Here is a 14,477-nt window from a genome sequence, read left to right on the forward strand (position 1 = left end):
TCTGAATGACTATACTATTTTTGCAGCATGGTAAACACTTCGATCAGTATTTTAGCTATTGAATCCAGTTGCGATGAAACATCGGCATCGGTATGTGTGAATGGAAAAATCTTATCCAATTATATAGCCAATCAAACTGTACATGAAAAATATGGTGGCGTGGTACCCGAGCTGGCCAGCAGGGCGCATATGCAAAATATTGTTCCGGTGGTGGATGCTGCATTAAAAGCGGCTGGTTGCAGTCTTTCAGCAATTGATGCCATTGCTTTTACACAAGCACCCGGGCTCATTGGCTCCTTATTAGTAGGTACCCAATTTGCAAAATCATTATCACTCGCTTTGGATAAGCCGCTTATTGCTGTACACCATATGCAGGCGCACGTGTTGGCAAACTTAATACCCCACAACAAACCGGCATTCCCGTTTTTATGTTTAACTGTCAGTGGCGGGCACACGCAAATTGTTTTGTGCGAATCTCCCGGCAAATTAAAAGTAATTGGAGAAACCATTGATGATGCTGCCGGTGAAGCATTTGATAAAAGTGCTAAACTATTAGGACTGCCTTATCCCGGCGGGCCATTGATAGACAAATATGCCGCCAAGGGCAACCCGGATAAATATAAATTTCCTGAGCCGCAGATACCGGGCCTGAATTTTAGTTTCAGCGGATTAAAGACTTCTATTTTGTATTTTTTAAAAAATGCCGGCACCAGTAATGTTTTTAAAGAAGAATTTTTAGCGGATGAAGCGATGCAAAAAAAATTCATTGCAGAAAACCTGGAAGACATTTGTGCGTCCATACAAAACAGGATCGTAAGTATTCTTTTAAATAAACTAAAAAAAGCTGCACAGGAAACCGGCATCACCAATATCTGTTTGGCCGGTGGTGTTAGCGCCAATAGCGGGTTGAGAAAAGCCTTTACCACCTTGGGTGAAACAATGCAGTGGCAAACTTTTATTCCTGCTTTTGAATACTGTACCGATAACGCAGCGATGATTGCCATTACCGGGTACTATAAATTTTTAGACAATGATTTCACCGATCTCAGCATAAGCCCTTCCGCTAAAGCAGAATGGGGTTAGCACGGGTTACACGAATTTCTACGGATTTTTAAATTATACCTGTAATGCTTATTTCAACTTTATCTTCTTCTGTATTTAATCAGTGCAAATCTGCGTAATCCGTGGCTAACAACTATTTTCAATTTAAGCAATTTACTATTCACCAGGATCGATGCGCCATGAAGGTTTGCACCGATGCCTGTTTGTTTGGCGCTTACATTGCTGAGGAGTTACAACGGACGGCTACCGGCACTGTAAAAAATATTTTAGATATTGGTACAGGAACTGGTTTGTTAAGCTTAATGCTGGCGCAAAAATCAGGCAGTGACATTGATACAGTAGAAATTGACAGCAATGCATTTGAACAGGCCAAAGAGAATATAGCACAAACTTCTTTCAACCAAAAAATTAAAATCTTTAATACCGATATGCGGCATTTTGCTGCAGCAAAAAAATATGACTACATTATTTCCAACCCACCATTTTTTGAAGCTGATTTAAGATCGGGTGACGAGATGAAAAATGCAGCAAAACACGACACTACATTAACGTATGTTGAATTGTTACGGGCCATTGAGAAAAACTTAAGCGGAGCAGGTGTATTTGCTGTATTGCTACCCTATCACCGCAGTAATTATTTTGAAGCAGAAAGCGTAAAATTAAATTTCCATCTCTGTAAAAAAATATTGGTCAAACAAACACCAGAACATGACTACTTCAGGGCAATATTAATTTTTTCAGGAAAGCCGGCTATTTTTTCACGAAGTGAAATAAGTATCAAAGACGATGAAGGAAAATATTCTATCGCATTCACTTCTTTATTAAAAGATTATTATCTCTATTTATAAAAATAAATTCAGCATCAAAAAAAGCTGGTATTAACCTGTCGTAGCAAATTCAATATGCTCATGTTGCTTAATTATATCAACCAGTGCTGCAGTTAATTCGCTCCCTAATATTTTTTGACTTTGCGAAAACTTAGTCCAGGTTAATTTAATGGGCTCCCCATCTTCATATACACCAAACCCTCCGCACAACAAGTCGTTAAAAGCATTAAAATTATGCCCGGTCTTCCAGTCCATATCTTTAGTGAGCACCCTGTCAATTTCACAAAAGAATGTTTCCAGATCGTGAAAATTATCTCCGTTGATTATTAAAATCTGTTTGTCCATTTAATTGCATTTGTGGTAACCCCGATAGCGGTGGCCTACCCTGGCGGCGATTTTCGCCGGCCTCGTCTTGCATTAATTTTTAGCATACCCTTCCAAATATTCATAAGCCGGCATTAATAATCCTTCCTTCACCATTGTTGCTCTTTCAATAATTGCCGAGCCGCCTTTTACCAGGTCTTCCAATACAAATTTTATCAGCTGCTCGCCAAAATACCTTGAGGCATCTCGTGGCAGTTCATTGGGCAAATTGCCCACGGCCATCAGGTCTACTGCGTTGGGCTGGTAAGGCAATGTTTTCTGCAATGTTTTTTTATCTACCCCATAAATAGGGTCTTCAATTGAACTGTCGCCGATATTAACCACCACAGAGCCGTGATAATCGTTGGTGATATCAGCAATTGTTTTGATACTAAATGCAGCTTCCTGAAATTCTTCCGTTGTAAAAAGTGGTGGAATATTTTTATCCCAATATACCCCATTCATTAAAATATCGGTTTGCTTTGCAAAAGGGCTAAACAAACATTTGTATTCATCCGGATGTAAATGAAAATCATCACGGTTATAGGTAGCATCATCTTTTCTTGCATACAGGTCACGGCCTTTCAGATCAACATACACCGGGTAATCAAACTGGCGGTGCAGGTATTCGAAGGGTTCTACTTCATGTATGCCCATCAGGTTCATGATCTCCAGTACACCATGCGCCACACGGCCGCTACCGGTAACTGCAATTTTCAGTTTAGGTAATTTCAATCCAAAATAAGTATGGATAAGGTTGCGATAATCTTTTTGCTGGTACACCCTGCTTAAATTATACAGGCCCGTTCTTTTTCCATAGGCCATCATACCATTATGCGCCCCTACAATGCCGGCAAAAAAACCAAATCCTAAAATACGCTGCCCGTCTTCATGCGTTAAGCATTCATAATCTATCAGTGTAATTTTATTTTTTATGATAGCCTGGAATAATTTACGGTTGTGCTCCTGTGCTTTTTTGGTGTGCGAAAAAAACAAATAGGTTTTATGGGCAATCAATTGCGCTGCCGGTACTTCTTTAATACCCATTAACACATCGCAACCGGTGATATCTTCTTTTACCTCCACTCCCGCCATGCGGTATTCTTTATCGCTGAAGCACCTGGTATCGCTATGTTGCGCCACTACACGAATACTATCGAAATTTTTATGCAGCCATTTGCATTGTGCCGGCGTAAGGGCCACCCTGTTATCTGCAGGTATTTTCCCTTCTCTTATTAAACCAATTTGTAGCATCAATCGTTGTATTAGGGCAGCAAGTTAATTAATTTGCTTCAACTGCATGAGGGCATTGTATTCACTTCGTGAATAAAGGTTGCCACGGATTGCACGGATTCTCACAAATTATTTTATTGTATTTATCCGCGTAAATCTGTGCAATCCGTGGCAACAAATGAATAACCACAAAGTAGTTATTCATTTAATTTTTTATTCCCTCTCTTTGCTGATAAATCCTGAAATTTGCCGTATGAATTATTTTGAACTTTTTGAGATACCGGTAAGTTTGCAGGTAGATAAAAATTTGTTGTCTAAAAAATATGTGGCCTTACAAAAAAAATACCATCCTGATTTTTTTACCCAGGAAACGGAATATGAGCAGGCCAACGCATTGGAAAAATCTTCGCAAATAAATAAAGCGCTTAAGATTTTTAAAAACAGCGATGAGACCATTAAGTATGTACTGCAGTTAAAAGGGCTTTTGGAAGAAGAAGAAAAATACCAGCTGCCCCCCGATTTTTTAATGGCCGTGATGGAGCTGAATGAGGAATTGTCGGCCGACTCTGCAGCACAGATCAGCCACCTGGAAACGGAAATTTACGAGCCTGTTAAAGGCATTATTGAGCATTTTAACAATGACAGCACCACTACAGCAGAGCTGTTAAAAGTGAAGGAATATTATTATAAGAAAAAATACCTGCAACGTATTTTGGACAGATTAGACGGATAACGTAATATTGCAGCCCCAATAGGTTAATTAGTTAATTAGTTGGGTAATAACAGAGCAGCCCATGTGGCGGAATTGGTAGACGCAGCAGACTCAAAATCTGCCGTTCGCAAGGGCGTGAAGGTTCGATTCCTTTCGTGGGCACAGTAAGCCGGAGTAATTGCTCCGGTTTTTTTATACCTCCAATACAGAGATTATAATTTGGGGGTATGGGCATCTTCACTCTTCATTTTCAGGTACACCCCATTCGTCCAGCCAAATCCATCCTGGTTGGGATATTCGCCACCACCGGCACTGATTGTAGTATCCATTACGTTATACTTCTCCATCATTTTGCCGGTTTCATTAAATACCCTTTCGCAATTTGTTAACCAGTTTTGTTTTAGGGTACCCGCCAATTCATCAAGGCCGTATTTTTTTAACCCTTTATAGGTCATCCATTGCAAAGGTGCCCAGCCATTGGGGGCATCCCATTGCTGGCCGGTGGTATTTAATGTGGTAACCACGCCTCCGCTGCAGAGAAATTTTTCTTTGATCAACGATCCTATTCTTTCCGCTTTTTTTTCTCCGGCTATGCCAAAAAATAATGGGAACACAGTGGCAAGATTATAATGCATCGTTTGTTCCTGGTCAATAAAATTATAATCAAAAAAGCAACCCGCTGTTTCATTCCAGCAGTAGTTATTCAAAGCTTTTAACCTGCGGTTGATGTTTTGCAGCATTGTTGCTGCAGCTGAATCATTGTGTTGCAGCGTATACATTTTCATGAGTGTGGCTTCAGTATGCGCCAGCAAACAATTAAGATCAACCGGTAATAAATCTGTAGTTTGAATGGTTTTCATATGCATACCATCTTTAAACCAACGGCTGCTGAAATCCCATCCGGATGCTGCCGCTGCACGGATATGGCGATATGTATCCTGCGGCTTGCCCGGAGCAGTTGCTGCCAAATGCACATCTTCTGCAAAGGCTTCGGGCCTGGGTGTATCTTTACTATCCCAATAACGGTTAAGGATACCCTTATCTGCCAGTAACACCACCTGGTTGCAGGCCGTGTGCGCTGTATCCAATGTGCCGGCTCCTTTCATCCAGAAAGCATATTCTTTTTCCAATACAGGATGATATTTCAATAATACCTCATCGCCTTTTTCTTCTGCCAGTAAGTTTACCATCATTGCAAAAAAAGGTGGCTGCGACCGGCTTAAATAATAAGTACGGTTACCATTGGGAATAAACCCAAATTCATTGATGAGGAAAGCAAAATTATCGATCATATTTTCGATGATATCGATGCGCCCGCTTACCTGTAAACCCAGCATGGTAAAATAACTGTCCCAATAATATATTTCACGGAATCTTCCGCCGGGTACAATATATGGATACGGTAAAGGGATAAGTGTGCCGCTGCTTTGTACCGGCATTCTTTTCAGTTCATCCCACAGATCGTTCAGGTGTGCGTCTATTGTTTTTTTTGCAGAGGTATAAGTGGAGACTGTTTCGGCTGGACATACAAAATTTTCTTTTACAAATGTCTCCAGTTTAAAAGAAGGATCATTTTTTGAATTCTTATATTTTGCTGTAATTTCTGTAGCAGTATATTTTGGCACACAGTCTACAAAGTACTTACTATCGGCAAAAATATCCGAGGATTGCACATCTTCATATAGTGCCCCGAGTGATTCTATAAAAAATAAATTTTGTTCAGTCATATACCAGGTTATGCATTTGCTTTTTCAGCTAAGGTCTTATTGTGCAGCTTATTAAAAACAAAAAGGCTGATGATTAAAATAGTTATAGGCACCAGGGTAAAATAAAAAGCTGTTTGTCCATCATACCAATCAAAAATAGCGCCTGTTATCAACGACCCACATGTACCACCTATGGCAGAAAATACAATAATAAGGCCAGACATTAATCCATGTTGTGCCTTAGGCAAGGAACTTAAAATGGCAGAATTAATGGATGGATAAATGGGTGCCAGGAATAATCCGATAAGCGGAAATATATAAGCTGCCAAAGGCGCACTAAACCAACCTGCAGATGGATTAATGGCCACATTTTTTGCTAATGGCATAGCGATCAATACCAGGCCAAAAGCCAATGCAAGGCAAGTAACCAGCAAATAAAACCAATGTACTTTCTTAAGTATTATACCGGCTAAAAAACGCCCCAATGCCGAAGCGCCGGCTAATATACTTCCCATTTGAATGGCCAATGACTTAGGCATATGCAAAACCTTGCTATTGAATGTGGGCAAAAAATTCTGAATGCTTTGTTCAATCAACACATAAAAAAAAGCCGCACAGAGAAAAGCAAGAATTATAGGTTTAGCCATTAACAGGAACATCTCAAAGAAATTAACTGATTCAGTACCGTTAGTTTTATGAGCCCCCGACTCATCCAGTGTGGATGTAAGCAATAATAAAAACGCCACAACAGAAATTCCGCCGATCAGGTAGTAAGATTTTAACCATGCAGTAGATTCAGGGTGTGCATTATCGATAAAAACACTAAACACAAAGTATAGTACCATGGTTCCTATTGTAAAAAAAGATTCAATAAAATTCATGAACCTGATATGATCTTTGGAATCGCTGGTGATTAAACCTATTGTACTATAAACCGACATTTTTATCAAGGCAAAACTTGCGCCCACAATTACAAACAATAATTTGATAGCTATAAAAGTTGGCACGCTGGGAATGATAAAACATACGCCTGCAACCACACCCAAAGCAATAAGCATGGCACGTTTATAACCCAACCGTACAATAAAAGAAGACACCAGGAATGACATTACCGCTATGCTGATATCTTTGCACGGATCTATCCATGAAGCAGCTTTACTGTTTACCCCAAAATTATCCTGTACCTGAGTTATGGCAATACCTGAGCTGTTTAGTAGTATGGCAAAAACAAAATAATTAAAAAACAGGGAAGTTTTAATTTTCCAGTTAGACATGAGCAAGTTTTATATAGTGAGCAATCGAAAAAAATAAGCATCAATCCTAAACCCCTAAACCTCTAAACTCCTAAACCCCTAAACTCCTAACCCCCTAAACCTCTAAACCTCCAAACTCACAACGACCCTCCTTCCACCAGCAGTGAATCCACCGTAAGTTCCTGCATAAAAGTACTGCCTGCAAAACATTCCATCATTCTTTTAAATGCCAGCTTCCCTAATTTATAGCCACTGGTTTCAACAAAAGTTATGTGGGGATTGTATAGGGTAGGAATTAACCCGTTACTGATAGATATGATAGCAACATCTTCGGGAACCCTTAACCCTTTTTCATGCACGGCGTGCATTACACCGATCAATATCAGGTCGCCCATACAGAATATGGCATCAGGCTTTTTCTTATTTTCCAGGGCTTCCAGGGCAAAAGATTTTGCTTCGGCAATGGTTAATGGAAAATGATTGTCAATTTGCGTGGCCGGCGACCTGCTTTTAAAAGTTTCGTTAAATGCTGCATATCGTTTTTGAGAGATCGTTAATTTAGGATGGCCAAAAAGGGCGAGCACATGTTTTTTCTGTTTATCAATTAAGGCATCGGCAGCCATGGTAGCGGCAGCCCTGTCGGCCAGGCAGATCCTATTGCATTGTTCGTAATCGGGCACACGGTCAAAAAATATCACCGGCACTTTTTTCTCCTGCAATTTTAAAAAAGGATTCAGGTCATCAGTTTCGCCGGTAATTGAAACAAATACACCGGCAATGCGGTTATTCTTTAATAATTTAAGGTTAGCCGTTTCTATATCTTTACTTTCGCCCGATTGCATGATCATCACAGAATATCCTTTTGCCCTGGCTTCTTCTTCCACCGCAACGGTGAAGGAATCATAAAAGAAATTATCCAGCGAAGGCACCATGATGCCGAGTATATTACTGGAATTATTACGCAGGGAGATCGCATGACTGTTAGGCTCATACTCTAAAGTTTCAGCCAGTTCTTTTACTTTACGCTTGGTTTCCTCAGAAATATCAGGATGATTTTTTAGCGCTCTTGAGACTGTGGATATACTGATCTTTAAAATCTCCGACAATTGTTTTAGTGTAGCTTGTTCCATCGTTATGCAGTGAAAATAATAATATTTTCTGTTATTAAGCTATCCTTTTTAGGTAAAGATTTTATGACGCAGCAAAAACCCTATCAAATATTTTTCTTTAATAACATCATTTGCCCCAGATGATACGCATCGTGTTGCAGGCAACCCATTATCAACTGATAAAATGTTTGCCCTTCCCTTGGTGAAGGTTTATCCAGCTGCTCATCTTTAATAGTATGCAGTGCAGTGCGCAGGGAATGATAAGCCGCTTCAAAATCATACAGGGTTTGTTTCCAGCTGGCATCATCCAACCGGGCAGGCAATAAAAAATCTTTAAATGGCGGCGGGTTATCGCTACCCGTTAAACGGTTAACCACGGTTGTTCTCCAGTAAGTAATATGTGCAGTTAACTGCCAGATGCTATTATTGTTGCTCAAAATAGCATCTGATGCCATTGCTGAATCCACGCCATGAAGTGTTTCTTTAAAATTAGTGCCAATCCAGCAGTCGCCGTGCTGTAATGCCTCAAATAGTTTTACTATGCGGTTAATTTCAATAGCCATATTTTTGTTGTGTTGTTCATGATTAATAGTTGATGGTAGTGCCACTAAACAAATTTACAATTTCAAACGCAACTGCAAATTGTTTGTATTAACCATTAACTATGAACCATCAACCATGAACTGTCAACCATCAACTGTCAACTATATGGACCTGCAATTCAACAAAAACGAGGACGCCCTTAAAATGGCCTGGAGCCGCACCAAAAAACATTTAGAGAAGATTTACGAAGGAGGTGGTAAAAAAGCCGCCGCCAAACAAAAGGAACGCAATAAGCTTACTGCACGTGAGCGCATTGCGTATTTGTGTGATGCTGATAAACCTTTTATTGAACTAGGTGCCTTTGCCGGTTTTGAAATGTACGAAGAGCAGGGAGGCTGCCCTGCAGGTGGCACCGTTAGTGGCATTGGCTATGTAAGCGGCAGGCAATGCATTATTGTGGCCAATGATCAAACTGTAAAAGCAGGCGCCTGGTTTCCCATTACAGGAAAAAAGAATTTGCGCATGCAGGAAATTTCGATGGAAAATAAATTACCCATCATTTACCTGGTAGATAGTGCCGGCGTGTTTCTTCCGATGCAGGATGAGATTTTCCCGGACAAAGAACATTTTGGAAGAGTGTTCAGAAACAACGCAAAGATGAGTGCCATGGGCATTACACAAATTGCAGCCGTAATGGGTGCCTGCGTTGCCGGTGGCGCCTACCTGCCCATTATGAGCGACGAAACATTAATGGTGGAAGGTAATGGTTCGATCTTTTTAGCAGGCCCCTATTTAGTAAAAGCTGCCATCGGTGAAGATATTGATGCCGAAACTTTGGGAGGTGCCGAAACACATAATGCATTGAGCGGTATTGCGGATTATAAGTTTAAGACTGAAGAAGAATGCCTTGACCAGGTAAAAAAAATAATGAGCAAACTGGGGGCGCCAAAAACTGCCGGTTTTAACAGGATAAAAAGTATCGCACCCAAACCTGCTGCGGGAGAAATTTATGGCATCATGAGCGAAGGCAATACCAAACCTTATGATATGGTAAAAATTATTGAATGCATTACCGATGCCGATAGTTTTGACCAGTTTAAAGAAGAGTATGGCAAAACAATTATTTGTGGTTATGGCCGCATTGATGGTTGGGCAGTAGGTATTGTTGCCAACCAACGCTTAATTGTAAAAAGCAAAAAAGGCGAAATGCAATTGGGTGGTGTAATCTATAATGACAGCGCCGATAAAGCGGCAAGATTTATCATGAACTGCAACCAGAAAAAAATTCCCCTGGTTTTTTTACAGGATGTTACAGGCTTTATGGTGGGCAGCCGCAGCGAACACAGTGGTATTATTAAAGATGGCGCTAAACTGGTAAATGCGGTGGCTAACTCTGTTGTACCCAAGATCACCATCATTATTGGTAATAGTTATGGCGCCGGCAATTATGCCATGTGCGGCAAAGCCTACGACCCACGTTTTATTTATGCCTGGCCCACGGCAAAGATTGCCGTGATGGGCGGCGAACAAGCGGCTAAAACTTTAATGCAGATACAAGTGGCGGCGCTAAAAAGCAAGGGCCAGGAAATTACTGCCGAAGATGAACAAAAGATACTCAACGAAATTATTGACCGCTATAACAGGCAGACCACGCCTTATTACGCTGCCGCACGCTTATGGATAGACGAAATTATTGACCCGGCTGCAACAAGGCAGGTAATTGCAGAAGGCATTGCTGCCGCTAACCATAATGAAGAGATGGCAGAGTTTAAGACGGGGGTGTTACAGGTGTAATTGTTAAAAAAGGTACCGGGATATCAAAATTTATAATCTACACATAATATTTTATATTGAATGCCTGGGCAATTATTTATAGAAAATAAAAATATTGCAGAGTACCCGTAGTATTTGCTTTCATCCTGAAATAGTAAATGGCAACAAGATAAAAGTTACCCCTTTTCCTTGATTCAATGGGTGAGCCACCCTCTTGGGGTGACCCACCCATTGAATCGATTAATTACTTTTACTTACACGAACCCGGATCTTTCTTACAATTATCAATTAACGACGCTACCAACTGGTTTGCCCCCTCCACCATCCGGCTGAACATCAACAACCTGTCCAGCATCAGGCCTTTTAATTCCAGTAACTGAATAAAATAAGGGTGCGATGTATTATTATCGGCCAGCACTTTTGCATACCCTTTTGATATGATAAGGTTATTGATGGCAATGAACTGTTCTTTTGTACCCGCTATCCATACCGGTAATTGCTGCCGGTAAATACTTAGTAGTTGTGCGGCCAACGCCTGCCCGTGCAATTGCTGGTAGGCAGAATCACTTGCTGCATTAACAAGGCCCAGGTAATTATCTTTTTCAGAAAAAAAAGCCGCATTCATTTTTGTAAGCGCAGCTTCAAGTGCAGCGTCCTTTTCAATTTTTACTTTACTAAAATCATAACGTGAGGATTCTTCGCTGTATTTATCCGCAATCATTGAGAGCAACCTGCTTTTGTGACTGGATGCGACCCACAGTTGGTTGAATTGCTGTTGCAACTGCTGTTGATATAATTTGCTGGGTGTGGTTTTATTTTTTGGATAACAAACCAGCCAGGCATCTTCTGCCGATTGGCACAATGCAGGCAGCGTATTGAATGTAACTATCAGATCAGTATCAGTAATTTTAACTGTTTGCGCTGAGGTGTTTGTAAAAAGCAGCGTTAATAAAATGACCAGGCAGTGGCGAATCATAACTTTACATGTTTGTACCGCTAAATTAAAAACCCGGCTATAGCTGTAATAGCAATGCTGTAACCGGTTGTGCATTTACATGAATGAAATGCAATTATTGTTGAGTATACGGCAAAACAAAAAATCAGTAGTTAACGATGTTTCCGTCCAATTAATTTAACTTTAAACACAAACAATAATCTACATGGTATTTCTTTCAGAATGGAATGATGGTGCAGTGGCAATTATTTTACTGTTATTCCCGGTTTAAATAAGCGATACGTAATATGAAGTACAGCTCCTTTTTTTACATTTTATTTTTTGCATTGCTGATTTCCTGCGATAATAAAAAAACCGACACCAATCAGTATTACGAAAAATATGAAACCGGTTCCATTCCCGGTTTAAACGATTATATGAGGTATACAAAGGAAGAAGAACAAATGGACAGTCTTCAGGCAAGCTTTCAGTCACAAATGGATAGCCTCCGGCGAAAAGATTCATTACAACTTACTGGCAGGTACGGGCAGTTCAACAGTTTTAATAACAACAGAAGCAGGGTATATATGCAATCGTATACCAACAATATACCTGATAGTAATGATTTTACCCGGCATGGCAGTTTACCCATGTTATGTAATGCCGGTATGGAAAAAGACACCTTGATCATAAGTACAGGTGTTGGTTTTTTTGGAGGGCTGGGATTTACCGTAAAAATTTACAAAGACCGTTTTTGGGCTTATTATTTTGAATATACCGATGATGTAAAACCTTATAAACTGCATCTTACAGACAGTGCCGGCTCAGACGAAGTATTAGTACCTTGTAAATACCAATACCTGGTACTGGATAAAAAACCGGATTTCAAGCCGGGCCAAAAACTAACAGGATATATAACCTTAACCACTCTGCCTTATTACCATCTTAGTTTCGGAGAAAATTTTGACAGTTCGTACTTAACCGGGAAGATCTATTTTACCTGTGTTACCAAACAAACTGCACATGAATAAAAAATATTGATCCATAATTGCCTTTATTATTTTTCCAGCTGCGCCACTTTTTGTAATCTGCGTAAATGCCTTTCGGCATTAGTAAATTCAGCTTGTAAAAATGCAACTATTAATTCCTGTGCGCTGGCAAAACCTGTAACCCTTCCGCCAAGGCAGATCATATTCATATTATCATCTTCCACACCCTGGTGTGCTGAAAAATGATCCTGTATCAATGCTGCCCTTACACCCGCTACTTTATTGGCGGCAATGGATGCCCCTACCCCGCTGCCGCATATCGCAATGCCACGGGCCACTTCATTGGCTGCAACGGCTTTTGCCAACGGCACTACAAAATCAGGATAATCATCTTTATCATCAGGTATAAAAGCGCCATAATCCTTTATCTCGTGCCCCATTTGTTCCAGGAAAGGAAGCAATATTGCTTTTAATGCAAAACCGCCATGATCTGAACAGATACCTATTTTCATTTGAAGATGTTTTATGATTGCTGAAAAATAAAAGCTATTGTAAATTTAATACATTTTACAGTACTGCTTTCCGGCAAAGTAATTGTATGGCAATCGTTATTTTGTGCAATAATTCCAACTTTATCATCCCAGGTAAAACATCCTGTTTTTATGACCAGATTTCTATTAGTAATTGCGTTGTTCACTTATTCTTCATTCACAATGGCACAGTCTGCCAGTTTTACTGTAACACAAATTGACAGCATTGTAAAATCGATCAATACCAACTGTATCAGCGGAGGTATCACAGATTATAGTTTTCATAAAAAAGGGCATAGAAAAAAAACTATTGGTAATGGAGCCGATTGGTATTACACCGACAGTTCAGGCAAGAGGTTACTTAAGGCCGTAAGAGAAGTATACATAACAACTGAAGATATTGACGCCTATTATTTTTATAACGATTCGTTGATCTACCTGCATACAAGCAGGGGAAAATATGACAGCACAAAAAAAACAATAATTGCAGAGGGGAAATACTATTTTCAAGATCATTTGCTCATCTATAAAGAGGATAATGTCAAATACCCTTTTAAACCGGAATTTTATTTTACTACTGCAAGGCAATTTTTCGCGGAAGATAAATTGTGGCGCCGGCAGATACTTTTTTAGTTTGAATACAGCTTTATTTTATTCGCCTGTTTTACAATGCTGCAGCAGTTTACAACTATTAACTTTTACAAATTGTTAAACTTTTGTTTACCCTGCCCGGGCATACATATTTTTTTTACTTTTAAAATAAAATACTTATGAAAACAACACTACTTCTTTGTCTATTGATAAACATTGGCCTGCTGTGTAATGCGCAACCTATTGCAAAGGCCGATTTCAGGATACCTGCTGATGCACTAACTATTAAATCTGCAACATTATATATTGGTGATGTTATAGTTGAAATAAATGCCAATGGCGAAATCAGCAACTTCAATACAACAACCGGTGGAAATATAGATTACTATAACCGTTTTGACGATGCCGGAAAGGCAGGCAAAACAAAAAACATCGGGGCAACAATCATAGACTATTACACAAGGTTTGATGACAGTGAAAAGGCCGGAAAAATAAAATCAATTGGCACCATGATCCTGGATTATTATACCCGGTTTGACGACAGGGAAAAGACCGGGAAGCTGAAATCAATCGGTTCTAATAAGATCGATTACTACTCCAGCTTTGACGACAATACGAAAACGGGTAAAATAAAATCTATTGACAATATCAGCATCGACTACTTTACAACATTCGACAGCAATGGAAAGACGGGCAAAATAAAAAACATCGGCCCCATTACTATTGACTATTTTTCCATTTTTGACGACAGGGATAAACCGGGCAAAATAAAATCGATCACAGGAAATACCGCAAGTATTTATGCTACAACACAAAACTGATCCGGATAAATCTCTGCCAGTTCAGTGTTGT

At 39.8% G+C, this 14,477-nt stretch carries 15 protein-coding genes and 1 tRNA gene; 8 read left to right on the forward strand and 8 right to left on the reverse strand.

Annotated elements, in window-relative coordinates:
- Positions 1 to 27: 27 nt before the first annotated feature.
- Positions 28 to 1,083, forward strand: coding sequence for a tRNA (adenosine(37)-N6)-threonylcarbamoyltransferase complex transferase subunit TsaD (tsaD, locus tag ACYVM0_RS11730; RefSeq protein ID WP_460557230.1), 1,056 nt, complete (start codon positions 28 to 30; stop codon positions 1,081 to 1,083).
- A gap of 101 nt (positions 1,084 to 1,184) precedes the next feature.
- Entirely contained in the window at positions 1,185 to 1,910 is a 726-nt protein-coding gene (locus ACYVM0_RS11735; protein ID WP_460557232.1) for a tRNA1(Val) (adenine(37)-N6)-methyltransferase, read from the forward strand.
- A gap of 30 nt (positions 1,911 to 1,940) precedes the next feature.
- On the opposite strand, the gene ACYVM0_RS11740 is transcribed toward ACYVM0_RS11735, so the two are convergent.
- Together ACYVM0_RS11740 and ACYVM0_RS11745 are read right to left on the reverse strand one after the other, a co-directional pair.
- Complete coding sequence (locus ACYVM0_RS11740; RefSeq protein ID WP_460557234.1) at positions 1,941 to 2,234, reverse strand: barstar family protein; 294 nt, start codon at positions 2,232 to 2,234, stop codon at positions 1,941 to 1,943.
- A gap of 72 nt (positions 2,235 to 2,306) precedes the next feature.
- Positions 2,307 to 3,506: an NAD(P)-dependent oxidoreductase gene (locus ACYVM0_RS11745; RefSeq protein WP_460557236.1), complete on the reverse strand. Its 1,200-nt coding sequence runs from the start codon at positions 3,504 to 3,506 to the stop codon at positions 2,307 to 2,309.
- Positions 3,507 to 3,738: 232 nt separating this feature from the next.
- Here ACYVM0_RS11745 and hscB point away from each other — a divergent pair, with 232 nt between their 5' ends.
- Complete coding sequence (gene hscB, locus ACYVM0_RS11750; RefSeq protein WP_460557238.1) at positions 3,739 to 4,218, forward strand: Fe-S protein assembly co-chaperone HscB; 480 nt, start codon at positions 3,739 to 3,741, stop codon at positions 4,216 to 4,218.
- A gap of 57 nt (positions 4,219 to 4,275) precedes the next feature.
- Positions 4,276 to 4,359, forward strand: a tRNA-Leu gene (locus tag ACYVM0_RS11755).
- Between the two features lie 50 nt (positions 4,360 to 4,409).
- Here the strand turns inward: ACYVM0_RS11755 and treF are convergent.
- The 4 genes from treF to ACYVM0_RS11775 form a co-directional block, all read right to left on the reverse strand.
- Complete coding sequence (gene treF / locus ACYVM0_RS11760) at positions 4,410 to 5,924, reverse strand: alpha,alpha-trehalase TreF (RefSeq protein WP_460557240.1); 1,515 nt, start codon at positions 5,922 to 5,924, stop codon at positions 4,410 to 4,412.
- 8 nt (positions 5,925 to 5,932) lie between these two features.
- Positions 5,933 to 7,177, reverse strand: a complete 1,245-nt coding sequence (locus tag ACYVM0_RS11765; protein WP_460557242.1) for an MFS transporter — start codon at positions 7,175 to 7,177, stop codon at positions 5,933 to 5,935.
- Positions 7,178 to 7,293: 116 nt separating this feature from the next.
- On the reverse strand, positions 7,294 to 8,286 hold the full coding sequence (locus tag ACYVM0_RS11770; RefSeq protein ID WP_460557244.1) for a LacI family DNA-binding transcriptional regulator: 993 nt from the start codon (positions 8,284 to 8,286) through the stop codon (positions 7,294 to 7,296).
- An 83-nt stretch (positions 8,287 to 8,369) separates the two neighbouring features.
- A complete protein-coding gene (locus tag ACYVM0_RS11775) occupies positions 8,370 to 8,873 on the reverse strand; it encodes a DinB family protein (RefSeq protein ID WP_460557246.1) in 504 nt (167 codons plus the stop codon).
- A 70-nt stretch (positions 8,874 to 8,943) separates the two neighbouring features.
- On the opposite strand from ACYVM0_RS11775, the gene ACYVM0_RS11780 reads away from it, so the two are divergent.
- On the forward strand, positions 8,944 to 10,602 hold the full coding sequence (locus ACYVM0_RS11780; RefSeq protein WP_460557248.1) for an acyl-CoA carboxylase subunit beta: 1,659 nt from the start codon (positions 8,944 to 8,946) through the stop codon (positions 10,600 to 10,602).
- Positions 10,603 to 10,831: 229 nt separating this feature from the next.
- Here the strand turns inward: ACYVM0_RS11780 and ACYVM0_RS11785 are convergent, their stop codons facing one another.
- Complete coding sequence (locus ACYVM0_RS11785) at positions 10,832 to 11,557, reverse strand: hypothetical protein (protein WP_460557250.1); 726 nt, start codon at positions 11,555 to 11,557, stop codon at positions 10,832 to 10,834.
- Positions 11,558 to 11,823: 266 nt separating this feature from the next.
- On the opposite strand from ACYVM0_RS11785, the gene ACYVM0_RS11790 reads away from it, so the two are divergent.
- Entirely contained in the window at positions 11,824 to 12,546 is a 723-nt protein-coding gene (locus ACYVM0_RS11790; protein WP_460557252.1) for a hypothetical protein, read from the forward strand.
- Positions 12,547 to 12,572: 26 nt separating this feature from the next.
- Here ACYVM0_RS11790 and ACYVM0_RS11795 read toward each other — a convergent pair whose 3' ends face one another.
- Positions 12,573 to 13,016, reverse strand: coding sequence for an RpiB/LacA/LacB family sugar-phosphate isomerase (locus ACYVM0_RS11795; protein WP_460557254.1), 444 nt, complete (start codon positions 13,014 to 13,016; stop codon positions 12,573 to 12,575).
- 150 nt (positions 13,017 to 13,166) lie between these two features.
- On the opposite strand from ACYVM0_RS11795, the gene ACYVM0_RS11800 reads away from it, so the two are divergent.
- Positions 13,167 to 13,667, forward strand: coding sequence for a hypothetical protein (locus ACYVM0_RS11800; protein ID WP_460557256.1), 501 nt, complete (start codon positions 13,167 to 13,169; stop codon positions 13,665 to 13,667).
- A gap of 137 nt (positions 13,668 to 13,804) precedes the next feature.
- Positions 13,805 to 14,446: a hypothetical protein gene (locus ACYVM0_RS11805; protein ID WP_460557258.1), complete on the forward strand. Its 642-nt coding sequence runs from the start codon at positions 13,805 to 13,807 to the stop codon at positions 14,444 to 14,446.
- Positions 14,447 to 14,477: the final 31 nt, after the last annotated feature.

Source organism: Ferruginibacter profundus (assembly GCF_054783275.1).